Source organism: Thermodesulfobacteriota bacterium, from assembly GCA_040757775.1.
Taxonomy (GTDB): domain Bacteria; phylum Desulfobacterota; class UBA8473; order UBA8473; family UBA8473; genus UBA8473.
The window spans coordinates 104199-128882 of sequence record JBFLWQ010000005.1; the positions used below are offsets into that span (position 1 = coordinate 104199).

Annotated in this window: 32 protein-coding genes; 20 read left to right on the top strand and 12 right to left on the bottom strand. The window is 37.9% G+C overall.

Going from position 1 to position 24684, the window contains the following annotated elements:
* Positions 1–15: 15 nt before the first annotated feature.
* The 9 genes from AB1401_04970 to AB1401_05010 form a co-directional block, all read right to left on the bottom strand.
* On the bottom strand, positions 16–207 hold the full coding sequence (locus AB1401_04970; GenBank protein MEW6614798.1) for a hypothetical protein: 192 nt from the start codon (positions 205–207) through the stop codon (positions 16–18).
* On the bottom strand, positions 204–428 hold the full coding sequence (locus tag AB1401_04975) for an addiction module protein (protein ID MEW6614799.1): 225 nt from the start codon (positions 426–428) through the stop codon (positions 204–206). The genes AB1401_04970 and AB1401_04975 overlap by 4 nt, the downstream gene beginning before the upstream one ends.
* 20 nt (positions 429–448) lie before the next feature.
* Complete coding sequence (locus tag AB1401_04980; protein MEW6614800.1) at positions 449–682, bottom strand: HepT-like ribonuclease domain-containing protein; 234 nt, start codon at positions 680–682, stop codon at positions 449–451.
* Positions 669–977: a nucleotidyltransferase family protein gene (locus AB1401_04985; GenBank protein MEW6614801.1), complete on the bottom strand. Its 309-nt coding sequence runs from the start codon at positions 975–977 to the stop codon at positions 669–671. Before AB1401_04985 ends, AB1401_04980 begins: the two co-directional genes overlap by 14 nt.
* 45 nt (positions 978–1022) lie before the next feature.
* Positions 1023–1352, bottom strand: coding sequence for a hypothetical protein (locus AB1401_04990; GenBank protein ID MEW6614802.1), 330 nt, complete (start codon positions 1350–1352; stop codon positions 1023–1025).
* 9 nt (positions 1353–1361) lie between these two features.
* Positions 1362–1574: a hypothetical protein gene (locus AB1401_04995; GenBank protein ID MEW6614803.1), complete on the bottom strand. Its 213-nt coding sequence runs from the start codon at positions 1572–1574 to the stop codon at positions 1362–1364.
* A gap of 85 nt (positions 1575–1659) precedes the next feature.
* The gene (gene amrB, locus AB1401_05000; protein ID MEW6614804.1) at positions 1660–3099 is read right to left on the bottom strand and encodes an AmmeMemoRadiSam system protein B; all 1440 of its coding nucleotides are present in this window, start codon (positions 3097–3099) and stop codon (positions 1660–1662) included.
* Between the two features lie 125 nt (positions 3100–3224).
* On the bottom strand, positions 3225–4178 hold the full coding sequence (ftsY, locus tag AB1401_05005) for a signal recognition particle-docking protein FtsY (protein ID MEW6614805.1): 954 nt from the start codon (positions 4176–4178) through the stop codon (positions 3225–3227).
* A 128-nt stretch (positions 4179–4306) separates the two neighbouring features.
* Entirely contained in the window at positions 4307–5452 is a 1146-nt protein-coding gene (locus tag AB1401_05010; protein ID MEW6614806.1) for an acyl-CoA dehydrogenase family protein, read from the bottom strand.
* A 302-nt stretch (positions 5453–5754) separates the two neighbouring features.
* Between AB1401_05010 and AB1401_05015 the strand changes: the two genes are divergently transcribed.
* From AB1401_05015 to hxsC, 8 genes are all read left to right on the top strand, one after another.
* Positions 5755–6093 (top strand): hypothetical protein, encoded by a 339-nt coding sequence (locus tag AB1401_05015; protein ID MEW6614807.1) that lies wholly within the window; start codon positions 5755–5757, stop codon positions 6091–6093.
* Between the two features lie 36 nt (positions 6094–6129).
* The gene (locus AB1401_05020; GenBank protein ID MEW6614808.1) at positions 6130–6372 is read left to right on the top strand and encodes an Ada metal-binding domain-containing protein; all 243 of its coding nucleotides are present in this window, start codon (positions 6130–6132) and stop codon (positions 6370–6372) included.
* 227 nt (positions 6373–6599) lie between these two features.
* Positions 6600–7355, top strand: coding sequence for a hypothetical protein (locus AB1401_05025; GenBank protein ID MEW6614809.1), 756 nt, complete (start codon positions 6600–6602; stop codon positions 7353–7355).
* A gap of 8 nt (positions 7356–7363) precedes the next feature.
* A complete protein-coding gene (locus AB1401_05030) occupies positions 7364–7849 on the top strand; it encodes a thermonuclease family protein (protein ID MEW6614810.1) in 486 nt (161 codons plus the stop codon).
* A 12-nt stretch (positions 7850–7861) separates the two neighbouring features.
* The gene (hxsD, locus tag AB1401_05035; protein MEW6614811.1) at positions 7862–8179 is read left to right on the top strand and encodes a His-Xaa-Ser system protein HxsD; all 318 of its coding nucleotides are present in this window, start codon (positions 7862–7864) and stop codon (positions 8177–8179) included.
* Complete coding sequence (gene hxsB / locus AB1401_05040) at positions 8172–9242, top strand: His-Xaa-Ser system radical SAM maturase HxsB (GenBank protein MEW6614812.1); 1071 nt, start codon at positions 8172–8174, stop codon at positions 9240–9242. Before hxsD ends, hxsB begins: the two co-directional genes overlap by 8 nt.
* A 56-nt stretch (positions 9243–9298) precedes the next feature.
* A complete protein-coding gene (locus AB1401_05045) occupies positions 9299–9637 on the top strand; it encodes a hypothetical protein (GenBank protein MEW6614813.1) in 339 nt (112 codons plus the stop codon).
* A gap of 7 nt (positions 9638–9644) precedes the next feature.
* Entirely contained in the window at positions 9645–10784 is a 1140-nt protein-coding gene (gene hxsC / locus AB1401_05050; protein MEW6614814.1) for a His-Xaa-Ser system radical SAM maturase HxsC, read from the top strand.
* Positions 10785–10788: 4 nt separating this feature from the next.
* On the opposite strand, the gene AB1401_05055 is transcribed toward hxsC, so the two are convergent.
* A complete protein-coding gene (locus AB1401_05055) occupies positions 10789–11340 on the bottom strand; it encodes a hypothetical protein (GenBank protein MEW6614815.1) in 552 nt (183 codons plus the stop codon).
* 279 nt (positions 11341–11619) lie between these two features.
* Between AB1401_05055 and AB1401_05060 the strand changes: the two genes are divergently transcribed.
* Both AB1401_05060 and AB1401_05065 read left to right on the top strand, forming a co-directional pair.
* Positions 11620–11808, top strand: a complete 189-nt coding sequence (locus AB1401_05060; protein MEW6614816.1) for a hypothetical protein — start codon at positions 11620–11622, stop codon at positions 11806–11808.
* A gap of 254 nt (positions 11809–12062) precedes the next feature.
* Entirely contained in the window at positions 12063–12272 is a 210-nt protein-coding gene (locus AB1401_05065; GenBank protein ID MEW6614817.1) for a hypothetical protein, read from the top strand.
* A gap of 541 nt (positions 12273–12813) precedes the next feature.
* Here AB1401_05065 and AB1401_05070 read toward each other — a convergent pair.
* Entirely contained in the window at positions 12814–14181 is a 1368-nt protein-coding gene (locus tag AB1401_05070) for a sigma-54 dependent transcriptional regulator (GenBank protein ID MEW6614818.1), read from the bottom strand.
* Complete coding sequence (locus AB1401_05075; GenBank protein ID MEW6614819.1) at positions 14171–15286, bottom strand: ATP-binding protein; 1116 nt, start codon at positions 15284–15286, stop codon at positions 14171–14173. The genes AB1401_05070 and AB1401_05075 overlap by 11 nt, the downstream gene beginning before the upstream one ends.
* 244 nt (positions 15287–15530) lie before the next feature.
* Between AB1401_05075 and hisS the strand changes: the two genes are divergently transcribed.
* From hisS to spoVG, 10 genes are all read left to right on the top strand, one after another.
* Entirely contained in the window at positions 15531–16793 is a 1263-nt protein-coding gene (gene hisS, locus AB1401_05080) for a histidine--tRNA ligase (GenBank protein ID MEW6614820.1), read from the top strand.
* Between the two features lie 114 nt (positions 16794–16907).
* Entirely contained in the window at positions 16908–17288 is a 381-nt protein-coding gene (gene rpsF, locus AB1401_05085) for a 30S ribosomal protein S6 (GenBank protein ID MEW6614821.1), read from the top strand.
* A gap of 26 nt (positions 17289–17314) precedes the next feature.
* Positions 17315–17566 carry a 30S ribosomal protein S18 gene (rpsR, locus tag AB1401_05090; protein ID MEW6614822.1) on the top strand — a complete coding sequence of 84 codons (252 nt, stop codon included), beginning with the start codon at positions 17315–17317 and terminating at the stop codon, positions 17564–17566.
* A gap of 65 nt (positions 17567–17631) precedes the next feature.
* Positions 17632–18594 carry a YybS family protein gene (locus AB1401_05095; protein ID MEW6614823.1) on the top strand — a complete coding sequence of 321 codons (963 nt, stop codon included), beginning with the start codon at positions 17632–17634 and terminating at the stop codon, positions 18592–18594.
* A gap of 49 nt (positions 18595–18643) precedes the next feature.
* On the top strand, positions 18644–19087 hold the full coding sequence (gene rplI, locus AB1401_05100; protein ID MEW6614824.1) for a 50S ribosomal protein L9: 444 nt from the start codon (positions 18644–18646) through the stop codon (positions 19085–19087).
* A gap of 41 nt (positions 19088–19128) precedes the next feature.
* Positions 19129–20484 (top strand): replicative DNA helicase, encoded by a 1356-nt coding sequence (gene dnaB / locus AB1401_05105; GenBank protein MEW6614825.1) that lies wholly within the window; start codon positions 19129–19131, stop codon positions 20482–20484.
* Between the two features lie 278 nt (positions 20485–20762).
* Entirely contained in the window at positions 20763–23015 is a 2253-nt protein-coding gene (locus AB1401_05110) for an ATP-dependent Clp protease ATP-binding subunit (protein ID MEW6614826.1), read from the top strand.
* A gap of 14 nt (positions 23016–23029) precedes the next feature.
* Positions 23030–23467: a DUF1844 domain-containing protein gene (locus AB1401_05115; protein MEW6614827.1), complete on the top strand. Its 438-nt coding sequence runs from the start codon at positions 23030–23032 to the stop codon at positions 23465–23467.
* 42 nt (positions 23468–23509) lie between these two features.
* Positions 23510–24400, top strand: coding sequence for a 4-(cytidine 5'-diphospho)-2-C-methyl-D-erythritol kinase (gene ispE, locus AB1401_05120; GenBank protein MEW6614828.1), 891 nt, complete (start codon positions 23510–23512; stop codon positions 24398–24400).
* Positions 24387–24662 carry a septation regulator SpoVG gene (gene spoVG / locus AB1401_05125; protein MEW6614829.1) on the top strand — a complete coding sequence of 92 codons (276 nt, stop codon included), beginning with the start codon at positions 24387–24389 and terminating at the stop codon, positions 24660–24662. Before ispE ends, spoVG begins: the two co-directional genes overlap by 14 nt.
* Positions 24663–24684 lie beyond the last annotated feature (22 nt).

The window sequence follows — 24684 nt, forward strand, 5'->3', positions numbered from 1 at the left end:
AGGGAAACCGCCGCATCAGAGCGCGCCGAATGACACCTTTGTGAATAAAACTGGAAAAAGCTGAGGATTCCTTTCGATTGACGCCATCACAGCATCCACACACAAGAGAAACTGCGCACCCAAACCATGAACTTGTTGTTCATACCACTGGTATGCCTGGGCCAGATCGACTTCTGCTTCTGGTCTGACTATCAGGGGCTTTTTCATGATGTGAACCAGTTGCGGATTCGTTCTCTAACCTCGATCCAAGGAGCCCCAACGTCAGGATTCAGATGATATGCTTCCAGTCTGCGATCAAGTTCCAGTTTTTGATCTTCGCTGAGCAGTACTGCCTCCGGGACGGCTGCAATGCTGTCCCATATGTCTTCAACCATTTGAATCCGCTCAGCAACGCTCAGTTCAAGAATATCTGCTGTTTTAATGCTCATACCTTCTCCTTCTCCCATCATCATGTTTGATGCATGCTTACAATGCTTGCCCATGGGATTTCATTATGACTGTCACGAAAATCTTTTGTTACGGTAGAAGCTGCTTCACCGATTATCTCAATAGACTTTATTATAGAAAGAGCAAGCATACGGTCTGAATGAAGATCATTCTTTGTCTTATTTTCAGAGAAGGATATAGCTTCTTTTGCAGCTTCAAGCATATGCCTTAATCGTATAATATTATCCTTCCGCATACTGAACCTCTGCGACTGAAAGCACCTCAGCTCTGAAGTAACGGCTTAAATCAGCGGGCGTTCTCAAATCTACTTTACGACCTAAAATATCTGAAAGTTCAATTTCAATGGAAGCAAGGCGCAACAAACCTACAACTTGGCCCTGCTCAAATTCAACAAGCACGTCAACATCGCTGTCCTGTGTAAAATGATCGCTTATGACCGATCCGAAGAAAGAAAGCCTGCGGATATGATGCTTTCTGCAAAATTCTGCAACTCTTTCTCCGGGTATTTCTATCCTTGTCTTAGTAGCCATGACTACCTCCGAAACCTGCCTGCTCTTATTTTACCTCAATATTCTTTAAATCATCAATGTTGAATAGTTTGCAATGTCAAGAATCAAGACCTGATCCCTATACCCCCCTATTTTTCCAATTGTTTTTTTCATTTCCTCAGCAGCCTTCATCATATCTCTGCCGGCATTCTCTAGTTCATCGCCGGCTTTCCAGCAACTTCTTGCCCACATAATAATTAGCACCAAGAGAGCTATTGTTAGTATAGTTGTTATAGATTTTGCTGTTTCTGCTTGTTGTTTTGTAAAACCAGGCGTTTCCCCTCCGCAATGAGGGCATTTTTCCGCAGAAACTGCAACCTCTTTCTCACAATGCCTACAAGTTGTTGTATTCTTCATATCTGCCTCTTATCGTTGATAACCATGTTTTTGCATAATTTCATCAAATTCTTTCCATGACAAATGGAATCCATAAGTATAGTTTGCTGGTGCCCACTCAATCGTTCCTTTGCTAATTTTTAATGTACCCAATTTATTGCCATCTGAATATATTTCAAAATCTGTATCCTTGTTGAGCACAATTTTTGTGGGCATATTCATATAGATTTCATGTGTTGGCATTTTATCCTCCTTTGCACAAGTTATTCTATAGTTCTGTACATCCCCACATCCGTAGTGATATACAGAAAGAATGCAAGCTACTGTCTTACAGTTCTCCCTCAGAGAAGATATCTGCCGAGAAGATATATATGCGTGTGTCTTTATCCTTCCATGCGCTCTTTGGCAACCCTGCCTTATTACAGGTCTGTTCCAGAAAGGTGTTTCTGTCCCATCCATACTCAGTAGCCACCTGAGGAAGGAGCAACCCTGAATAGTAACCTTTTTCTATATATATTCCATGCTTCCCCACTTGAATATCTTCAACGTCATCTATCTTTCTTAAAGGTGTCAGTACAGAAATCTCGATATCCAGATCCCTGAACTCTCCCTCTGTAACAGGCTTAAATCTCGGGTCATTGAAGGCAGAAGCTATTGCCATCTCTTCAATGGTTATATAGAGAGGCTTGTTACCATGGATATTTCCAATACACCCCCTTAAGCTGCCATGTTTATGAAGGGTTACAAAAGCGCCTCTCTTTTCTTTTAAAGTATCTGAGCTTATATCAAACTTGGGTAAGTTTTGATTTTTTAGCCTACATTCGATAGCGGTTTTGGCGATGCTGAGGATAGTCCTCTTTTCCTCTACGGTAAGCCCGAGGTTTACACCTGCTCTTTCCATCTGTTTGTATTCAGTCTCTCCCTTGTTTTCATACAGAACAGCAGATGCATATCCAACAACCCCACTTTTATCACCGGCTACATCGCCTGAATTGGCATAGTTCAATACTCCGGCTTTATTAGCTCCTAACTTCCCTGAAATCAACATAGCAGTGACTATTGGTCCTCCTCCACAAGCCTCACACCTACCGTCTTTCAGGTCCTGTGCAAGTCCACTAGAATCAAATTTATCAATGTGATGCAGAACTATTTTGTCAAGACTTACTGCCTTATCATAACGATGGAAATGAGAAAGGTCTGAACTGGCAACGATAAGTGCCGTTTTATCCTTTATCGCCTGCACAATAGCTTCGCTCAAAATCCTACATGTATTGAAATCCTGACTGCCCATTACTATGGGGACTAATTTAAATTCTTTTAAAACTGTCTGCAAAAAAGGAACCTGTACCTCTAATGAATGCTCCTGGATATGAGCCTGGGGGTAGTAACTTATCATCTCATTCTGGGCAATAATCCTATTGCAAAGATCGCGATCAACAGGAACTATTCCAAGGGGGGTTTTATAGCCAGTCTTATTATACACCGAAGCCCCATGAAAATGGGCTCTGTGACTGGGGGCAATTACTATAACCCTGTTGAAATCTGATCCTTCAAGCAATTTATACCCAAAGGCTGCTACCTGTCCTGAGTACATATACCCAGCATGGGGAGAGATGAGAGCTATTATCTTTCCCTCAATTTTCTCCTCCGGGACATTGTTTAAAAAATCCTTTATCTGTTTCTTCAAAATTACTGGATCATTCGGATAAAAGGCACCGGCTACAGCAGGTTCCCTTATCTCCTCTCTTTCACTATATGATGCAGTCAATTGTTTCACCCCCTTTCCTGTTTCTCCCTTTCCTGTGCTAATTAGGAAACGCTACGCTTATCAGTAATACTAATACTACTACCCTTAGCCTGGAAAGTAAAGAAAAAGCAAAAGCGCCCCTCACCTTAAAAAAGTGCCTCTACAAACTCTTTAGCATTAAACACTTTCAGATCATCCATCCCCTCGCCAATCCCCACGTATCTTAAAGGGATCTTTAGCTCATCGGAAATACCTACAATAATCCCACCTTTAGCTGTGCCGTCGAGTTTTGTCAGAGCTATCCCTGTAATATTTGTGGCATCTTTGAATAGTTTAGCCTGAGAAATAGCATTCTGACCGGTAGTAGCATCCAGGACCAGGAGAACTTCATGGGGGGCGCCTGGCAGCTCCCTTCCAATAATCCTTTGAATCTTCTTTAGCTCTTCCATCAGATTTACTTTGGTATGCAGTCTGCCCGCAGTATCAATTATGAGGACATCAATATCTCTTGCCTGTGCCGCCTTTATGGAATCAAAAACAACTGCCGAAGGATCAGACCCGTTCTGATGTTTAATAACTTTGCAACCTGCCCTTTCTCCCCATATCTCAAGCTGCTCTATAGCAGCAGCCCGGAATGTATCTGCTGCAGCAAGAAGAACGCTCTTTCCTTCCTCCTTAAGCCTGTTTGCCATCTTTGCAATAGTAGTTGTCTTCCCAACCCCGTTGACTCCAACAACCATTATGACAAATGGACAGGAATTTGAAATCTCAAGAGGTTTTTCCTCAGCCTTTAGTATATCTAAAATTTCTCTCTGAATATACTCTTTCAGAAGGTTTGGGTCATCAAGCTCCTTTCTTTTAATCTTTTCCTTCATGTTTTCGATTAATCTGTAGCTGACCTGAACCCCCAAATCAGAAGTAATCAGTATTTCTTCAAGCTCTTCTAACAGGTCATCATCTATCTTCTTTTTACCAAGTACAACCCGATCCACCCTGCTTACAAAGCCTTCTCTGGTCTTTGATAATCGCTCTTTTAACCTGTTAAGGACGCCCTTTCCTCCCTTGTCCTTATTTGTGGTGTCTTTTTTTAACCACAGCAAAACCCAAAACCCTCCTTATGTGTTTTAATATAAATATTGAGTCTCTACTTAACAGTTTGGACTGTAGGCTATATAAAATATTTTTTGGTAAGTCTTTGCCCTTTCTAAAGGAAGGGGTAAAATTGCCCTTACGACTTTAATATATCTCTCGCAATTATAATACGTTGAATCTGGTTTGTTCCCTCGATTATCTGGGTCACTTTAGCGTCTCTCATCATCCTTTCCACCGGATACTCCTTTATTATCCCGTATCCACCCAGGATCTGTACGGCATCTGTGGTAACCTTCATTGCTACGTCAGAGGCAAAACACTTTGAGATGGCAGCAAAGGGTGCCAACTCCTTGCCTGCTTTTCCATGACCTATAGATTCACTTGTTGTATAGATCATTCTTTTTGCAACTTCGATATTCATCACCATATCGGCAATCATAAACTGAATCCCTTGAAACTCAGAGATGGTTTTTCCGAATTGTGTCCTTTCTTTAGCATATCTCACCGCTTCATCAAGCCCTCCTCTGGCAATACCCAGCGCCATAGCTGCAACAAGCAATCGACTTTTCATGAACTCGGTCATAACAATCTTGAAGCCTGTACCTTCATCGCTCAGGAGGTTTTGCGCCTGGATTTGAGCATTATCAAAGATGAGTTCTCTGGTGGAAGAACCCACGACAGACATTTTTTCTTCTTCTTTGCCGAATTTAATACCGGGGGTATCTCTGTCAACAATAAACGCACTTATACCCTTATCCCTCATCCCAGGTCCAGTAACAGCAAAGACCAAAAAGACATGGGCAACCCCGGCATTGGTAATTAATATCTTGTTTCCGTTTATTATGTAATTTTGACCTGAACGTTCTGCTCTGGTCTTAATCGAAGCAGCATCAGAACCTGCGTTGGGTTCCGTAAGGGCTACGCCAAAATATGCCCCCTCCTGGGCAATCTTTCGATAATATCTCTCTTTCTGCTCTTGAGATGCCCAATCAACTATAAAAAAAACCCCGGTAGTATGGGTTGCATAGCTTATGCCTACTGATCCATCTACCCTGGATAGTTCTTCAACAGTCAGGCAACATGTGGTTAAGTCAGCATTGGCTCCACCCAATTCCACAGGGAGCAAAAGGCTTAATAGACCATTTTCGCCCAGAATCTTCAACAACTTTGGATCAAAACTATGCCTCCTTTCTGCTTCTATGGCAATGGCTTGTATTTTCTCCCTTGCTAACCTGGACACCATGTCCCGAACCATTATCTGCTCATCGCTAAATCGAATCATAACCCCTCCATTTAATTGAAGATAAAATATAATTGCCTGGTGTCTACCTTAAGAAAACAACATTATGGCTTGTTTTCCCTTCCCTTGTAGCATAATAGGACTTTGATGACAAGGTTAAAAACCTTCAGGAACTAGAGTGAGAGCATTTTGTTGACACTTGCTTCCATATCTATTATAATTCAATTAAAATTATTTATGCTCAAAAAACAAACCTGTAGATTTTCATATAAAATGGTAAGGTTGTTGATATGATACTTAAACTGTAATAAGTTTCTAAAAAATCTATTAAAAGAGGAGGATTTATGAAAAAAGTAATGGCAGGTTTAACAACATTGATTTTACTGTTTTCATTCATTGGAGTTGTTTTAGCAAAAGATGTCCATGTTAAGGGGTATTATCGAAAAGATGGCACCTACGTACAACCTCACTATCGCACAGCCCCTAACAAGAGCGTTTGGGATAATTACAGCACAAAGGGGAATATCAATCCTTATACGGGGAAAGAGGGCACTGTTGATCCATATAACTTAAATAACTCTTTTGGGGACAGGTCATACAAGAATAATTCGTTTAATAATAATTTATATACGCCTCAACGACCTTACAACTTTTATAGTATTGACCAGGATTCCAATGATTAATTGATGAGATTGATTAATAACGAAGGAGGTCTTATTATGAAGAAAATTAGAATTTCATTGTCTATAATTGTTTTGGTAGTTTTCTCTGTTATCTGTTTAGCCATTGCAGCCGACTATAAATATGTAGGCTCTGCCAAGTCTAATAAGTATCACTATCCTAATTGTAGATGGGCGCAAAAAATCAAATCAGAGAATCTAGTAACCTTTAAATCAGCAAAAGAGGCTTTAGCGACCGGGTATGTTCCTTGTAAAGTCTGTAAACCACCGACTACAGATTGATTGAAAAACTTCTACCCCATTATTGGATACATATTTTATGGGACACAAACATACAAAGAAGTTATTACGGCTAATTGCGTCTCCGCTAGGAATTATTGCATTCCTTTTCCTTCTAACATGGATTCTAGTTGCACAGGATTTTTATTTATGCACAAAAAACAAACCTATTGATTTCCGTACAATTGGCAAGGTTGTTAACATGATATCCAATCTGTATAGGAGTTAATATGAAAAGCCGAACAATAATAACATGCATCATTTTTATTGCGGTCTTAACTGGTAACGCTGTTGGCGGAAACTTGTTTTTTGCAACGATAAAAAAGGGGGACATTAGATCAGGGCCGGGGATTAACTATAAAATTGTGGGTAAAGTAAATGCATTGGAACTTCTGGAATTACCCGAAGATTTTACTGACTATAATGCAGAGTGGATACCTATTGAAACAAAAATTAAATATACCGAAGGTGAAAGACAAGGTTGGTATTCCGATGACCTTGATAGGGAGACTTTATCGACTGAAAATCTTCAGGAAGGTAAGGAGTTAACTTTCTTTGCCAAAATTAATTTCGACTGGGTAAGAGAAAGAGGGTTCTTATTGAAAATATTACCTGAGACAAAAAAATTATTTGGAAACTATACTTATCAAGCAGTTCTTTATAAAACTAAACAGAAGGATATAGTTTATACAAAATACCTCCATTGTAGCATAGGCAAAATTGGACGTGAATCCCATGATGACAATTTAAAATTACGAATAGCAACGATAAGAGCTAATCCAACTTGGTCAAACGAAATGATAAAGATTATTCTAAATGAAAAAATCAAATTGGGAATGACTAAGGAACAAATCGTCGCATCTTGGGGGTATCCTAAGAGTATAAACAGGAATGTAGGCAGTTGGGGTATTTATGAACAATGGGTTTATGGCAATAGCGTATATCTGTATTTGGAAAATGGAATTTTAAAATCATTTCAAGACTAGAAAGAAGTATGAGTAAAATATTGCGATGGAGCATTAAGCCTTACCTCTTGGTGTCAATAATCTCCTTACTTCTTGTTGGGGTAGCTGTCGCACAAAACCTTTACTTATGCACCCGTGCCGTTGATGGTGATACCATTGTCGTTAATATAGAAGGAAAACATGAGAATGTCCGTCTTATTGGAGTTGATACCCCTGAAACCGTTCATCCCTTTAAGCCAGTTGAATACTATGGCAAAGAAGCATCTGAGTTTACAAAAAGTATGGTTGAAGGTAAGCAAGTCCGTCTTGAATATGACTGGCAAAAAAGGGATAAATATGGAAGGCTTTTAGCCTATGTATTCCTGACAGACGGCACTTTTATAAATGCTGAGATTGTTAAACAGGGTTACGGGCATGCATATACGAGATTCCCTTTCAAGTATTTGGAGGAGTTTAGAAGATATGAGAGGGAGGCAAGAGAAAATAATAGAGGACTATGGAAAGAAGATAAATAGGAGATAATGTAAATGGAAATGATGAAAGAATTAGAGAGCGGCAAATTATTATTAAAAGTTAATAAGAACCTTTATAAATCAAAAGAAGTCATTTTTTCTGCAGCATATAAATTTACAGACAACTGCTATATCCAAATTGACTCAATAGATCCCGATTATTATGGTGTTTTTTTTCAGGTAAAGAAATCGGATATAGATTTAATTTCCGAGGTAAACGAGTTTTGTAATGAACTTATTGACCAGCAAATCCGATACGATCTCAATAATTCAAACAGTTCAATAAAAGAACTAATCATAAAAAAAGCCTTTTCCCCATTTCAAAATGATTAATCAAAATAATTCAACCCACTATATCATTCTGCCTTTTAATTTTTTAAGACATAATAAAAATCACATCCTTTTAGTTAATTTAGTAGGAGAATATTTATCCTTATCAGAAAGTGACTTTGAAAAATTAATTACCTACAGTATTGGGGAAACATCGGCACTTTATCCATACTTAAAAGGAAAGCATATTATTGCTGAGACAATATCCGACCCTGCAATTGAGCTTCTTTCGGTTAAATACAGAACAAAAAAAGAATTTCTCTCTTTTTTTACATCCTTGCATATGATTGAATTAACCATAAGATGTAACCAAAAATGTATCTATTGTCATGCATCTTCAAAGGATTTAGACAAAACCAAATATGATATGAGCATAGATACTTCCGAAAAGGTAGTCGAAGTTATCTTTATGAGTCCCTCAAATTCTATAAAAATAGAGTTCCAAGGTGGTGAACCTCTTCTAAATTATGAAACCATCAAGTACATAATAGAATACGCAAACAAGTTGGCGTTACTTAAAAAGAAAGAAATAGAATTTGTGGTATGCACTAATTTAACATTAGTAACTAATGAAATGTTAGAATATTTTGCTGACAAGAATATCTGTATTTCCACTTCTCTAGATGGTCCAGAACATGTTCATAATTTCAATAGACGCTATCGTAATGGAGCAGCTACTTATGAAGATGTCATTAGAAACTTGGAAAAAGCTAAAAAATTTATTGACCCATCAAGAATATCAGCATTGATGACTCCCACAGAATATAGTCTTAATTACGTAGAAGAGATTGTGGACGAATACATTAGAAATGGATTTAATTCAATCTTCATCCGCCCGCTAAATCCTTTTGGGTATGCTCTGCAGAAAATTAGTGCAATTGGATATGATCCCAATAAATTTGTTACATTTTATAAGAGGATACTCGAATATATTATCAAGATTAATCTGGAAGGATATTTCTTAGAAGAGTCATTCACCTCTCTTTTACTTACAAGAATATTAACCCATTTTCCACCGGTTTTGTCGATCTCCAATTTCCTGCCGGAACAGGTATTTCTGGTGTGATGTATGGCTATAATGGAAATGTCTATCTTTCGGATGAATCAAGAATGCTAGCACATATGGGAGATGAAAAGTTTTGCATAGGTAATGTTAACGAAGATTCATATAAGGACATCTTTTACAATGATATTATTTTGGATATTATAAACAATTCAATGGCTGAATCGTTACCTGGCTGTTCTGATTGTGCATTCCAAATGTATTGCGGGAACGACCCTATACGTAATTTTGCGACACAGAAAGATATTATAGGCCACAGACCTACAAGCGATTTATGCCTAATTCATAAACAAATAATAAAATATCTTTTTGAAATTGTTTTAAAAAATGACTCAACTCAAATGGATGTTTTCTGGTCTTGGATAACTGATCGCAGCCTTTCTGAAATAAGGATTTAATGTTTAAATGCTAACTCTTCAGGGTATTTCGAAAAACATAAAAGAGCCGATAATCGGAAAACTTTCTTTTTCGCCTGTAGAAAAAGAAGAGATATGGCAAACAATATATGTAATTTCTGAGTCAATTCAACATGAATTAAAGGGTTGTATTGGATTAGTGGTGAGAAATAATGAAATTGAAGATGCATTAAGACAACATAATCTTCCTCTGGTTTACAACGTTAAAAATATAGATTTGTTATCGGATGGGGATGTTATTGAAATATTACCTAATGGTTTAATTAATGTCCTATATCGAATAAACTCAGATGATAACTTAATCTTTGTTACGTCGAAGTGTGATTGTAAATGCATAATGTGTCCTCAGCCGATTGATTATGATGAAGGGGATTTAACGGAATTAAATCTAAAACTTATTTCTTCAATAAGCACATCAACAAAGGAGTTAGCTTTGACTGGTGGTGAGCCAACTATAGTAGGCAATGATTTATTTCGTTTAATTCTTGCATGTAAAAATCTACTCCCCGACACTTCTTTACTTTTGTTAACTAACGGAAGAAAATTTAGTAATTTTGAATATACACACATTTTCAGCAGTATTGGTCATCCCGATATTACTATTGGGATAGCTCTTTATGGTGATAATGATATTGAACATGATTTTATTGTTGGTTCAAAAGGCGCTTTTAATGACACTGTTAGAGGCATAATTAATTTGGCTTCATTTAGTAATCCAATTGAGATTCGGATAGTGACCCATAAATTTACGTACAATAGGTTGCTAAGAATCTCTGATTTTATCTATAGGAATATGACATTTGTAAAACACATTGTGTTTATGGGGTTAGAAACTATTTGGCGTGCAAGGGAAAACTTAAAAATCCTTTGGATTGAGCCAGAGGAATTGATTCCCCATTTAGAAGAAGCTATTCATTATTTGATCCAAAGAGGAATGAATGTATCTATTTATAATATTCCATTGTGTTTATTACCAGAAAAATTTTGGATTTATGCGAGGAAATCTATAACGGGTTGGAAGAATTCGTTTGATTTAAAATGTTTTGAATGTTCAGTAAAGGAGGAGTGTTCGGGGTTATTTGATTCGGGGGTTGACATATATAGGAAATATCTAAAACCGATCTATTAGAGGGCTATTTCCACATCAACGTTTTAATGTCTTCCAATTTAATCCATTCTTTTGTTTTATTAATATTTTCAGTAACTTCAATAGCATCATCTCTACACTCGGTTACTAAACCATTAAATCCATCGCCATTCTTTAAAACAATTAAAACTTCGTGTTGATATAGTTTGTATGGGACTTTGATCCATTCAGTAGTTGTTTTCCATTTCCTTATGTGTGAATCAGAAGGCTTAGGAGGAAGTATGACATCCGAATGTGTGCTCGGTTTATAAGTTGATCCAGAATAATGAGAAGCATGAGAACGATGAGAAGCATGAGAACGATGAGAAGAGTGAGAGCGATGTCCTGCAAACATACCATCAGTATTGAAATCAGCTTGTTTTAATACAAGAGGAGGCGGTTTTTTAATTAGCTCAATTTTGTCTAAACTGGTAATTTTAAGAATATCGGGAATATGATATTCGTTAGATACTTTAGTTAGTTTCTTAGACTCAGCAGAAGAAGAAAAGATAAGCAATACTGAAATGACACCAAGAATGGTTTCATATAATTTCTTCATTGAATTGCCCTATAAAGATTTGTTTCTTTGAGGCAGGAATCTACAAAATCTCTTAATAAACTTTATTCCAATGAATTTATTTTAGCCCTCCTTGCCAGCTTAACAGGACTTCTACCCAGAAGTGTTTCAATGTCATTAGTTTTCTCGTAAGCATGCGCAGAAATTTTATCATTTCTCCCATTATATTTATGTTTAAACTATACTGCCAAATATTGATACTTTTTGTCAAGGAATTTTTACATTTTAGAGGGGGGTAGACAATCAAAAAAGGAGTAACCTATGGCCAAAAAATTAGACACTAGAGAAATGGTTGATTCTGAGGAACTTCTAATGTCGGAAATCATAACAACCGAAGCACTTATAAACGTCTTAGATAGAAAAGGGCTTATTACTAAAGCAGAAGTACTTGAGGAAATAAAGGCTGTAAAGGAAAGAGTAGTAAAAAATGAGGCAGACGACAAAAGCTAACAATTCTTGACATTGCAGAGATAAAGAGGATTTAGAATGAATTCCAATAGCAACCACAGACTAAAAAGTTTCTGTTATATTCCATCAGCATCTTGACGGTCTTACTTTCCACCGACTTATCAATAGCTAAACAGGTGACACCTTTGAAAGAGATTACACCTACCATGCTAGAGAGATAGAAAACAAGGTTTCATGCAGAGTCAATGCTTTAGAACGGGTAAAAAGGCTTCTTTTAGAGGAGTTGTTGACATATCTTGAGATCCAGTACAGAGGAGTTTTTAGGCAAGGTTCATCCCACTTATGCTGTATTTAGCGTTGGATATAAAAACAGATTTGGTTTTCCCCATAAGAGGATTCTTGAGAGATATAGAGATTTAGGCAGCAGAACATATCGGACGGACAAAGACGGTGCAATTACAGTGGTAACAGATGGAGTGCTATTAAGAGTAGAGAAGTTTTTCTGAACAAAGTAGAATGCTGATTTGCTACTTGTTAACAAGATATAAGAGATATTTTTTCTGCGAGGGGTGGCGGGCACCCTCGCTATCGAAAGGAGTCTTACAGAAGTGAAAAGAATAAAGCTTCTGTAAGAGTCACCACCCCGCCTTTTTTTGTGGTGACGAACCTCGTATAAATGTAAAGCGCCCCTCTCTATCTTAATTAACTTGTTACTACTCTAACAGAAAGCTTGATTAATAACTTTATCTCTCTCAGCTCCAAGGGGGATGATCAACTACAACATACGGAATCAAATCCAATTCGCATATTATGAGAGGGACGCCTGATTATTCACCTATAAAAAAGAACAAGCAATTACCGTGCCAGTATTTTCCACTTATGATAAAATCATGGGATGACCTTTTCAGTTGGTGTTTTAGGGGTTTTAGTAATATATAACTAGATTGGCCATTGCAGGTAAAGGGACAGACTTATATGGGGCAGGTTAGTATAATTGGGGCATTTTGTCCGCATTTGATGGACTTGCAAGAAGTCAAAATTCAGTCTTTAATACTCCATGCTGTACTTCTTTAATTTTCTATAGAGTGTTCTTCGATCGATCCCTAATATCCTGGCTGTATTTATTTTGTGTCCTTTTGTCTTTTTTAATATTTTGGTAATGTAATCCCTCTCAAGCTCCTCAATGGTAGCATTTTCAGGCAAAGTTTCTTTCAATACAGATATCATTTGGCTATTTCTAATATTTAATGGGAGATCCTCTGGTAATATCTCTTCGTAACGACCAAGAGCTATGGCTCGCTCGATTACGTTCTCAAGTTCTCTTACATTTCCTGGCCAGTTATAGTTCAAAAGCAGATTCATTGCCTCTTTGGAGATAGACTTGATCTTTTCATTCTCCTCCTTAGTGTATTTCTTCAGGAAATAATTTGCTAACAGAGATACATCATCTTGGCGTTCTTTAAGCTCAGGCAAATTTATGGTAATAACATTTAAACGGTAATAAAGGTCATCTCTAAATTCGCCTCTCTTAACAGCCTCTTCCAGATTCTGATTGCTGGCTGCTATAAGCCTGATGTCAACCTTAATATTCTCTGTTCCACCTACTCGTCTTATTTCCCTTTCCTGTAAAACCCTTAAGAGTTTTATCTGCATGGCAAGGCTGACATTCCCAATCTCATCCAGAAATATAGTCCCTCCATTGGCTTCCTCAAACAACCCCTTTCTTGTTGCTATTGCCCCTGTAAACGCCCCCTTTACATGACCAAACAGTTCGCTCTCTAAAAGGGTTTCTGGTATAGCACTACAATTAACAGCCACAAAGGGGTTGTCTTTTCTTGGACTATTGTAGTGTACTGCTTTGGCTACAAGTTCCTTTCCTGTTCCACTCTTACCATATATTAAGACGGTACTTTTGCTGTTAGAAACACGTCTTATCAAATCGAAGACATCATGCATTACTTTGCTTTTTCCAACGAGATTGTCAAACCTGTATTTACCCCTAACCTCATTACGAAGGGATGCAACTTCCTTACGAAGCCTCTTTTCTTCTAAAGCTTTTTTAATAGCAAGTATTATTTCGTCCATCTTAAAAGGCTTGGTTATATAGTCGTAGGCTCCTTTTTTCATAGCTTCAACAGCAGAGTCAATAGAACCAAAGGCAGTCATCAAGATTACATAGATGTCTGGCCTAGTTTCTTTGACGGCTTTCAAAACTTCCATTCCATTTATCTCAGGCATGCGTATGTCTGCTATAATAATGTCAAAGGGGGTGTCTTCAACTTTTCTCAGGGCATCTATCCCATTAGGTGATGTTTGAACAGAAAGCCCCTGTTTCGTCAACACCTTCTTCAAGAGGTTTAGCATCCTCTCCTCATCATCGACTACAAGGATTTGGGTATCTGCATTATTGGACATTGGTATCCTCACGAATTTGAATAGGTAATTTCACTTTGAAGCGCGTTCCTTCATTGACCTTACTCTCTACATCAATATTACCACCATGATCTTCAACTATTCGATGACTTACAGTCAATCCTAAACCAGTCCCTTTGTCTATGTCCTTGGTTGTAAAAAAGGGATCGAATATTTTTGGAATGTTTTTGGGAGGGATTCCACAGCCCGTATCAGAGATACTGATCTCTACGAATCCACTGTCATGGGGAACCGAAGATGCAGACATATTCAACCTGTTAGCTATGGTTAGTGTCCCTCCTTGAGGCATAGCGTGTACTGCATTTACGATTATATTTATAAAGACCTGTTGAAGTTGGTTATCATCTCCTATTATTGATGGTATATCCGACTGAAGATCGGTAAGTACTTTAACCTTCTCTTTTACTATCTGAAGGTCCGTTAACTTCAATACATCTCTAATAAGACTGTTTATGTCTACAGATTTGAATTCGGGTTTATTGTATCGTGAAAAATTCAGCAATTGATGTATTAATTTGGTTATATGCTCTGCCTGAGAAACTATGACCTTTAACTCCTCAATCTTGGGGTCATCTTCTTCCATTTCCATCATTAGATACTCTGCAGTACCCAATATCACATTAAGCGGAGTCCCTACTTCATGGGCTATTCCTGCTGCCAATTCTCCAACAGTAGCCAATTTCTCGGATTGTTGAAGTTGCCGTTCTATTCGTTTATATTCTGTAAAGTCTTTACCTATTCCCAGTGTTCCAATTGGCTCTCCATTACTATTCTTCAGTAAAGATACAGAGAGATTCATATTGACCTTTTTGCCATCCCTTATGATCATTTCAGTTTCATAGTTCTGTAATCTTCCTTCTTCATACAGTATTTTCATTATCTTTTTTGCTTCGTCTCTTCCCATTACATAATAATTGGATATCGGGGTCCCTAATACTTCTTGCGCTTTGCACCCGAAGATATTTTCAGAGCCCTTGCTGAAAAGAGTTATTATTCCTTTCATGTCAGTGGCTATAAAGGCATCTACAGAGCTGCTAACGAGGAGTTCTAAATAAGACTCCTGTCTCTTGATATCCTTAGCTCTCATATTTTCCTTTTTCTGTATAATTTTTGTTTCTGTATCCATAAATATATGATACCAGAGCGGCTTGTTAAGGTCAATCCATTTTTGAATAACGGTCAGCCAAATATTAACGTTGATATGAATGATAAAGCAAGAGGACTGTGTTTGGGAATTGACTTTTAATGCTTTTACGGTATAATAATATTCACTCAGGGAAGACAGAAATCATAGTCTGTAAGAATTAATTATTGGAGGTGTTCTTATATTAATGCTTAATGCCATTAAAGGATTCCATGATATATTGCCAGGGGAGGTTGAAAAATGGCAATTTGCTGAAGCTAATGCCAGAAAAATCTTTGAAGATTTTGGATTTTCTGAAATAAAGATCCCTATTGCCGAAAAGACAGAATTATTTACCCGAAGTATTGGAGAAGCTACCGATATAGTCGAAAAAGAGATGTATACCTTTTCTGATCGAAAGGGAGAATTGATTACTCTTCGTCCTGAAGCTACTGCCTCTGTTGGCAGAGCATATATTGAACACAGACTTTATGAGAATAACCGGGTAGCAAAGTTATATTGTATTGGCCCTATGTTTAGGTACGAAAGGCCTCAAAAGGGTAGATACAGACAATTTCACCAAATAAATGCAGAAGTCTTAGGGACAGTTGATCCAATTATTGATGCTGAAATAATTGCTATGTTGAACCATTTTTTGGTTGAGACAGGTATAAATGGGGTTGAACTTCAGATTAACTCTCTGGGCTGCAGGGACTGCAGGGCTCATTATAGAGAAAAATTAAGGGAATTTCTAAAAGATAAATCAGCAGATTTATGTGTTGATTGCCATCGAAGGATTTGGACCAATCCCTTGAGAACCTTTGATTGTAAAAACAAAGCCTGCCAGGAGATTACTTCCCTAGCTCCAAAGGTTCTGGAGTACATATGCTCCAATTGTGCTGAGAACTTTGAAGATGTTAAAAGGAATTTAAAACAACTGGGAATATCTTATAGAATCAACCCTCAATTGGTGAGAGGACTTGACTACTACACCAGAACTACATTTGAAGTTATAACGGATAAATTGGGAGCCCAAAATGCTGTGGCCGCAGGAGGTAGATATGATGGTCTAATTCAAGAACTTGGTGGTCCTGATATGCCTGGTTTGGGGTTTGCTATTGGACTGGAGAGGTTAATTTCCCTGATTCCCAAAGAGAAGTGTTTTTCTACCCCCTGTTATTTATTCATTGCTCCCATTGGGAACGCAGCTAAAGATAGAGCTTTACAGTTAGCCAATAAATTCCGAATTATGGGGATTAGAACCGAAATAGGGTATGAAGGGAAAAGCTTAAAAAGTCAGATGAGATGGGCTGATAAATTAAATACTAAATTTGTTATAATCATTGGCGATAAGGAACTAGCCTCTGGCAGGGTGATCTTCAGAGATATGGAAAGGCAAAAACAAGAGGATGTTGAGATAGAGAAGATAATTGAAGAGGTGAAATGGAGGAAAAGAAATAACCTAAAATAACTTGATTTATCTTTATCAATGTAGTAAAAAAATGTCTTTGGTTTTTACATTATAGGAGGAGACTCCTTGCTCTAAACTCGTTTTAGGGCCATTAAGACCGGAAGGAGGGTATATATGAAGGCTTATGAAACCGTTTTTATAACGGATCCTGATGTCCCCGAAGAGGACCTGGATAAGATTATAGAGAGGCTTACGGGGATAGTGGATAACTTCAATGGGAAGATTATCAGGGTAAAGAAGTGGGGCAAGAAAAAACTCGCCTATAGAATTAAAAAGAGGAGCAAAGGGTGCTATTTTATCTTAAATTTTTTGGGTAATCGCGATTTAACCACTGAACTGGAAAGGGTCCTTAAACTGGATGACAGGATTCTAAAGTATTTAACACTTAAGGCTGATGAAGATGCTGAACTCGATTCAGGGGACGAAAAAGGGCCAGAACAGGAAGAGAAAACTGAAGATACGGATACTCAGAACGAGGATATTAAAGGTGAATAGTAACCAACTATTATATGGAGGGGTCGATGGTACGACAGCAAAACGTAAGAAAACGAACTTTTACCAGGCGAAAAATTTGCCGTTTTTGCGCTGATAGAAATTTAAAAATAGATTATAAAGACTATCAAACTCTGCGTATTTTTACCACAGAGAGAGGCAAAATAATCCCCCGCAGGATTTCTGGGGCTTGTGCTAAGCACCAAAGAAAGGTTACAAAGGCAATCAAGATTGCAAGGAATATTGCCCTTTTGCCTTTTACCACAACCGGTACCCGTTAAAACCTACGTTTTTGGGAGTGTACGAGATGGGGTTTTAGATAACATTTCTATTATGAGGATCATCTTTGTTGTTTAAAGACGTTAAAGGAGATTTTAATAGAAGTCTTATCTCTGGTATTTTTTTAACAACCCTCTTTCTTCTTGCACATGTATTTATTCCATTCCTGGGCATCTTTATAAGTCTTATTACACCGTTGCCAATTTTATTTTATTACCAAAAGTTGGGAAGATTACCAGGTATATTCATTTCTTTTGTAGCATCAATAGTAGCGATATCTCTTTTGAAGCTTTTTAAAACTCAACTGGGAGTGTTTTTTATCGTGGAATTTGGGATTATAGGTCTTACCCTTTCTGAGATATTACGGAAAAACCTATCCATTGAAAAAACAGTCTTGTATTCTGTCTTTATCATTTTGGGGACAGGGACTATACTTTTCTCTCTATACAGTGCTATTAATCTTGTTAGCCCCTGGGCATTTATCGTACAGCAAATAAATGAAAAAGTGAATCAAGCTGTTAACTTATCTAATGGATTAGGAATGTCTGCTGAGAATTTTGAGTTATTGAAGGCTTCTTCACAAAACCTGGCGAACTTTTTGATCAGGTCTTTTCCGTCCTTTGCAGTTGTCGGAATGATTTTTATCATATGGATAAATCTTGTGATGGCAAAAGAGGTCTATAAAATTCTAAAACTGGAATTTCCTGACTTTGGTGACTTGTCTAATTGGAAAGCTCCAGATGTTTTAGTATGGGGTATAATTGTTAGCGGGCTACTTTTACTTTCCAGGGTGTTAATACTGAAAACTATCGGTTTGAATATGTTGATAATGTTTCTCTGCGTTTTCTTTTTTCAAGGCATGGCCATTGTCTCTCACTTTTTTTACAAGAAGAATGTACCTGTTATTTTGAGGAGTTTGGGCTATATGTTGATATTTTTTCAACAGGTTTTTTTGCTCATTGTAATCGGGTTAGGGTTGTTCGATGTTTGGGCAGATTTCAGAAGATTAAAAAAACAAAAACTATCATGATAAATCCCGTCAGAGATTTATCTTTAAACGGGATAAATGGAGGCTAACTGTGAATGTTATCTTGTTAGAAGAAATGCCATCCCTTGGTAAGGCAGGGGATGTGATTAAGGTTGCTGATGGATATGGAAGAAACTATTTAATTCCCCAAAAGAAGGCTATAGAAGCAACTTCTAAGAACATGAAAGTATGGGAATATCAAAAAAACTTGCTGAAAGATAAAATCGGTAAGGCCAAAAAAGAGGCTGAAAAACTTGCCGAAAAAATAGAAGGGCTCTCCTGTACGATTTCTAAACAAACCGGGGAAGGAAATAAACTTTTTGGTTCAGTAACATCCATGGATATTGAAGAAAGCTTAAAAGGGGAAGGTATTGAGGTTGACAGGAAGAAGATCCTCCTGGATGAACCGATTAAAAAACTGGGTGTATATACAATTTCCATAAAACTCTATCCAGAAGTCATTGCCAATCTGAAGGTATGGGTTGTTAATGCCTGACACACCAGAGGCGTGATTTGACTAGATACTGGGATTTTAAAATGGTCGATAAAGAGCTACCACAATTCAAACTTCCACCTCAGAATATAGAAGCTGAACAGTCCATACTAGGTGGCATATTACTGGATAATGAAGCATTTCATCGCGTATTAGAAGTCTTGGATGAAGACGATTTTTACCATGCTGCTCATCGCAAAGTCTTTCTCTCTATGATTGAACTTTATGAAAACAATGAGCCAGTAGATCTTATAACTCTAACTAATACTTTGAAGAATAAAAACCAGCTAAACGAAATCGGAGGGGTCTCATATTTAACATCCTTAGTTGATAGCATTCCCACCACCGCTAATATATCCTACTATGCAAAGATCGTAAAAGAAAAATCGACCCTTAGAAGATTAATCAGTAAAACTGCTGAGATTGCCTCCATGAGTTATGAGAATACTGGTGATGTGGATGAGGTATTGGATCAGGCAGAAAGGGCGATTTTTGAAATCTCAGAAAATAAAATTAAACCCTCATTTTACCCGATAAAAGAAATGATCAAACACAGCTTCAAAGCTATTGAAAGACTCTATGAGAAAAAAGAGCTTATAACTGGAGTGCCTACCGGCTTTGAAGGGATAGACAGGTTTACTTCTGGTTTTCAACTTTCTGATCTTATTATTATTGCTGGTCGTCCCAGTATGGGGAAAACCAGTTTTGCCCTTAATATTGCCCAATATGCTGCTATTGAGGCCAATGTACCGGTTGGAATATTTTCACTAGAAATGTCTAAAGAACAGCTCTCTTTACGAATGCTATGTTCAGAGGCAAAAGTTGATGCCCAGAAATTACGAAGCGGATTCCTGAGTGAAAGCGATTGGCCTAAACTTACCAGAGCAGCGGGGAGTCTCTCCGAAGCCCCCATATTTGTGGATGACACCCCGGCTTTGTCTGTTTTGGAAATGAGAGCAAAAGCAAGGAGATTAAAAAGCGAAAAAGAATTGGGATTGATTATAGTTGACTATCTTCAATTGATGCGGGGGAGAGTTAATGTTGAAAGAAGGGAACAGGAAATATCTGAGATTTCCCGATCTTTAAAGGCACTTGCTAAAGAGCTAAACCTTCCAGTAGTTGCCCTTTCCCAACTTAACCGCAGGGTTGAAGACAGGCATGACAGAAGACCTCAGCTTGCTGATTTGCGGGAATCAGGGGCAATAGAACAGGATGCAGATGTAATCATCTTTATTTATCGTGATGAGATATACAACAAATCAGAAGATAATGAGAATAAAGGGACTGCAGAAATCATCATTGGCAAGCAGAGAAACGGGCCTATTGGTATCACAAAATTAGCATTTATAGACAAATTTGCTACCTTCGAAAACTTAGCTCCATTTGCAAAAGATTTTTAAAATATTGCAAATTACCAAACCCCATGGTAAAATTTTTTTGATTATAGTGAACGACTTAAATAAGTTGACATCCACCATTTGTCATTGCGAACCCGCCAGAGGCGGGTGAAGCAATCTATGGGGATTGCCACGTTGCTTCGCTCCTCGCAATGACTACTTTTCGAGGTCGTTCATTGTAAGTACCCACGCATCGAAGAGAGGGTGAATAAACTTTTAAACCCTATTTCGAACGAAGTGAGAAATCATCATTCTTGAGATAAAAAGAAAGGTATCTCTTAATGCTAGACTTAACTGAGTATAGAGATCATCTCTCTGATAGAACATTTCAGATTTTGACTTTGGCAGTTGAGGAGTCAAGAAAAAGGAAGCATTGCTATTTAGGTATTGAGCATATATTTTTAGCGTTTATTAAGATAGAGGATGCCTTTTTCCGTGATATCATGTCTGAATTAAACATTGATCCCCAAAATATAACTCATTTTCTGAATGAACACTTAAGTGTTTCTAAACAGTATCTGGGTGTTGGGTTAAAGGTTCTTCCTGCTACGAAGGCTGTTTTGAAACTTGCATGGGGAGAGGCTAATCGCTTTGGAAGAGACATGATAGAACCTGTAGATATATTTGCAGCCCTTTTACAAGAAGACCAGGGAATTCCGGTCAAAATATTTAAGAATTTCGGGATAGAGCCTGATATTGTTTTGCAGTTAATTGTCATTAAAGTAGGAAACCTTGAGAAGAAGGGGGAAGAATTCAAGAGGAAATTTGAACTTCCTCCCCATCTTAAATATTTTGGAGTAAACCTGAATAAATTAGCACGGTTAGGAAAGTTGCCGTTTATCATTGGTAGAGATAATGAAATCAATCAAATGATAGAAATACTTTGCCATCGAGAGAGGGCAAACTCAGTTATGATTATTGGAGAGCCGGGCGTAGGCAAGACAGCAATTGTAGAAGGACTGGCAATGAAGCTGGAATTCGAACCTGAATCTGTAGCATTACGTTTAAGTAACCATCAAATAGTAAATTTACAGATGAATTCACTGGTGGCTGGGACAATCTTTAGGGGCATGTTTGAAGATAGGATGGATAAAGTTATCAGAGAGCTTAAGGACCGGAAGAATTTGATACTATTTGTTGATGAAGCCCATAGTTTAATTGGAGCTGGCTCGGCAATGGGGGTACCAGCTGATGCTGCTAATATATTCAAGTCAAGCCTAGCCAGAGGGGAGATACAGATTATAGGAGCAACAACAGGCGCGGAATATAAAACCTATATACAGGAAGATGAAGCTTTAGCCCGACGTTTTCGTGTTATTCATCTTACAGAACCCTCTCTGGAGGAAACAAGAATGATTCTAAATGGAATCCGCCCAAGGGTAGAGAGAAATTACGGAGTTCAAATAACTGATGAAGCTGTTGAAACTTCTCTGACAATGTCCCAAAGGTATATGCGGTCTGTCAGAATGCCAGATAAGCCTATTTCCTGGATCAACACTGCATCAGTAAAAGCAGAGATTGGAAAGAAAAAGAAAGTTTTGCCGGAGGATATTATTAATGTGATTTCTCAAGAAGCCAGAATTCCTTTAGACATGGTCTCAAGGGATACTATAGAGAGATTTAAAGATATACAGACTGCTTTAGCTAAAAGGGTTGTAGGTCAAGAAGAGGCCGTTTCATCGGTAGCCCGGCACCTAAGACTGAATAAAGGGCCTTTAAAAGAAAACTTTGACAGACCGGATGGAGTCCTTCTTTTTCTTGGCCCCACTGGTGTTGGTAAAACTGAATTAGCAAAGGCATTGACTGAATTTCTCTTTGGAGATGATAAGAAGATGGTTCGTCTCGATATGTCAGAATACAAGGACTCTACAGCTGCGGTTGACAAACTTATAGGTATGCCCCGTGGAATTGTAGGTTCAGAGAGAGGAGGGATTCTATCCAATCAGATTAGGGATAATCCTTATACAGTTGTTCTGCTGGATGAGATAGAAAAAGCAAATCATTATGTCATTAACCTCTTCTTACAGGTTTTTGATGAAGGGTGGCTAACAGATGGAAGGGGCAAAAGGGTGTATTTTAGTGATGCAGTGGTTATAATGACTTCAAACCTTGGTTCAGACGAATTCAAACGTTTTACCAAACCAATGGGTTTCCTCGACGAAGGACACAAGCATGATTCTATAAAAAAAGCAATATTGAAAGAGGTAGAGAATACCTTCTCCCCTGAATTTATTAACCGTATAGATGATATTGTTGTGTTCTCTCCCCTTACCAGGGGAGATGTAAAGAAGATAGCAACAATGTACATAAAGAAGATAGAAACGTCTTTAGAAGATCAAAATAAGGGGATAAAGATAACCGATGAGGCTTTAAATTGTCTGGTAGAGGATGGTTATAGTCCTAAATACGGTGCCCGCTTTTTGAAGAGAACCATCGATGAAAAGATTAAGATACCTATTACCCTTCATTGGAAAGAGGGATCATATTTCACGGTAGATGTCGAGAATGGGGATCTATTGATCAGTTGGAATTAAAAGGAGGGTTTATAATGGACAAAGAACCCAAAGATAAAGGATTTAAGATTACTGACAAAAGGCATTTTGCTGCGAAAGAACCCGAAGATAAAGAAAAAAAAGACGAAAAAGTTGTGGCAGAAGGGAAAGAAGAGGAGATAAAAGAAGAGAGCAAAAAGAAAGAAGAGGGTAAAAAAGAGAAAAAGCAAGAGCAAATCCCATTGCCGGAGATGAACTTTTCTACCTTTATCTTTTCTCTCAATTCATCTGCGCTGTTCCATTTTGGTGAGATACCGGATCCTGCAACCAACGAGAGAAATAAAAATTTGCCTGTGGCAAAACAAACCATAGATATTATTGGCATGTTAAAAGAGAAGACAAAAGGTAACCTGACAAATGATGAAGAAATGTTAATAGACCACATCCTTTATGATTTAAGGATGAGGTACGTCGAACAAATGAAGAAGAAATAAGATGTTCGATTTCCGGTTTTTACGATAGCAGGATAGACTCACTTGAACTCCTTAAAGTTACTGTCCCCGGCAAAAGTAAATCTCAGGCTTGATGTTTTAAGCAAAAGAAATGACGGATACCATGAGATAAGAACTGTAATGCAGCGAATAGGTATTTGCGATGAACTGGAGATTTCTTTGAGGAGGAGAGACATTGATATCCTATCTGACAGTAGAGATGTGCCCCAGAATATTGAGAATATAGCCTACCGTGCAGCAAAGAGCATACTGGATAGATTTAAGATTGATGTTGGAGTCAGGGTCTTTATAAAGAAGAAAATTCCTATAGCAGCCGGGTTAGGTGGGGGAAGCAGTAATGCCGCAACGACGTTAATTGGATTGAATAGACTCTTAAAACTTGGGCTAACAAGGAAAGAACTCATTAAAATGGGGACGTTGCTAGGAGCAGATGTCCCCTTTTTTATCTTTGAAAAGCCTGCCTTGGCTACTGGGATTGGCGATAGGTTACAGAGGATTAAACTGCCTTCCCCTATATGGATGGTGCTGGTTAACCCAAAAATTCAGGTTTCGACTTCCTGGGCATACAAAAATTTAAATTTAAATATAGGGTTGACAAAGAAAAAAAATAATATTAGTATACTGCCGCCTGTTGCACAGCTTTCCGATGTTGTAAATTTTTTACATAATGATCTGGAAGATGTGACCGTAAAAAGATACCCTGAGATACAAATGATAAAGGAAGAACTGATTGGCAAAGGGGCAGAAGGAGCATTGATGTCAGGGAGCGGACCCTCTGTATTTGGGATTTTTTCAAATAGAGAACGAGCCGAGAAAGCCTTTGATCAACTAAGATTTACTAACCATGACTATACTTTATTTTTATCTTCTAGCTTCGACAATAAAAACCAAGGAGGCGTAAATGGAAGTAACTGAAGTTAGGGTATTCCCTGTTAATGAAGAAAAATTAAAGGCCTATGTGACGATTACCTTTGATGATTGCTTCGTGGTTCGTGATCTAAAGGTGATTAATGGAAACGATGGCTTGTTCGTTGCAATGCCCAGCAAGAAAAGGAAAGATGGGACTTTCAGAGACACTGCCCATCCATTGAATAACAGGACAAGAGAGATTATTGAGTCCAAGGTTTTGGAGGAGTATAAAAAGGAAATCGAAAAAGATACATCCTTCACAGTTTGAATAAAATCACCCCCAAGCTTAA

Excerpts from the sequence above, each read along its gene's own strand:
- AB1401_04970 (MEW6614798.1), bottom strand. The coding sequence starts at position 207 with ATGAAAAAGCCCCTGATAGTCAGACCAGAAGCAGAAGTCGATCTGGCC.
- AB1401_04975 (MEW6614799.1), bottom strand. The coding sequence starts at position 428 with ATGAGCATTAAAACAGCAGATATTCTTGAACTGAGCGTTGCTGAGCGG.
- AB1401_04980 (MEW6614800.1), bottom strand. The coding sequence starts at position 682 with ATGCGGAAGGATAATATTATACGATTAAGGCATATGCTTGAAGCTGCA.
- AB1401_04985 (MEW6614801.1), bottom strand. The coding sequence starts at position 977 with ATGGCTACTAAGACAAGGATAGAAATACCCGGAGAAAGAGTTGCAGAA.
- AB1401_04990 (MEW6614802.1), bottom strand. The coding sequence starts at position 1,352 with ATGAAGAATACAACAACTTGTAGGCATTGTGAGAAAGAGGTTGCAGTT.
- AB1401_04995 (MEW6614803.1), bottom strand. The coding sequence starts at position 1,574 with ATGCCAACACATGAAATCTATATGAATATGCCCACAAAAATTGTGCTC.
- AB1401_05010 (MEW6614806.1), bottom strand. The coding sequence starts at position 5,452 with ATGATTCGATTTAGCGATGAGCAGATAATGGTTCGGGACATGGTGTCC.
- AB1401_05015 (MEW6614807.1), top strand. The coding sequence starts at position 5,755 with ATGAAAAAAGTAATGGCAGGTTTAACAACATTGATTTTACTGTTTTCA.
- AB1401_05020 (MEW6614808.1), top strand. The coding sequence starts at position 6,130 with ATGAAGAAAATTAGAATTTCATTGTCTATAATTGTTTTGGTAGTTTTC.
- AB1401_05025 (MEW6614809.1), top strand. The coding sequence starts at position 6,600 with ATGAAAAGCCGAACAATAATAACATGCATCATTTTTATTGCGGTCTTA.
- AB1401_05030 (MEW6614810.1), top strand. The coding sequence starts at position 7,364 with ATGAGTAAAATATTGCGATGGAGCATTAAGCCTTACCTCTTGGTGTCA.
- hxsD (MEW6614811.1), top strand. The coding sequence starts at position 7,862 with ATGGAAATGATGAAAGAATTAGAGAGCGGCAAATTATTATTAAAAGTT.
- hxsB (MEW6614812.1), top strand. The coding sequence starts at position 8,172 with ATGATTAATCAAAATAATTCAACCCACTATATCATTCTGCCTTTTAAT.
- AB1401_05045 (MEW6614813.1), top strand. The coding sequence starts at position 9,299 with ATGGGAGATGAAAAGTTTTGCATAGGTAATGTTAACGAAGATTCATAT.
- hxsC (MEW6614814.1), top strand. The coding sequence starts at position 9,645 with ATGCTAACTCTTCAGGGTATTTCGAAAAACATAAAAGAGCCGATAATC.
- AB1401_05055 (MEW6614815.1), bottom strand. The coding sequence starts at position 11,340 with ATGAAGAAATTATATGAAACCATTCTTGGTGTCATTTCAGTATTGCTT.
- AB1401_05060 (MEW6614816.1), top strand. The coding sequence starts at position 11,620 with ATGGCCAAAAAATTAGACACTAGAGAAATGGTTGATTCTGAGGAACTT.
- AB1401_05070 (MEW6614818.1), bottom strand. The coding sequence starts at position 14,181 with ATGTCCAATAATGCAGATACCCAAATCCTTGTAGTCGATGATGAGGAG.
- AB1401_05075 (MEW6614819.1), bottom strand. The coding sequence starts at position 15,286 with ATGAGAGCTAAGGATATCAAGAGACAGGAGTCTTATTTAGAACTCCTC.
- hisS (MEW6614820.1), top strand. The coding sequence starts at position 15,531 with ATGCTTAATGCCATTAAAGGATTCCATGATATATTGCCAGGGGAGGTT.
- rpsF (MEW6614821.1), top strand. The coding sequence starts at position 16,908 with ATGAAGGCTTATGAAACCGTTTTTATAACGGATCCTGATGTCCCCGAA.
- rpsR (MEW6614822.1), top strand. The coding sequence starts at position 17,315 with ATGGTACGACAGCAAAACGTAAGAAAACGAACTTTTACCAGGCGAAAA.
- dnaB (MEW6614825.1), top strand. The coding sequence starts at position 19,129 with ATGGTCGATAAAGAGCTACCACAATTCAAACTTCCACCTCAGAATATA.
- AB1401_05110 (MEW6614826.1), top strand. The coding sequence starts at position 20,763 with ATGCTAGACTTAACTGAGTATAGAGATCATCTCTCTGATAGAACATTT.
- AB1401_05115 (MEW6614827.1), top strand. The coding sequence starts at position 23,030 with ATGGACAAAGAACCCAAAGATAAAGGATTTAAGATTACTGACAAAAGG.
- spoVG (MEW6614829.1), top strand. The coding sequence starts at position 24,387 with ATGGAAGTAACTGAAGTTAGGGTATTCCCTGTTAATGAAGAAAAATTA.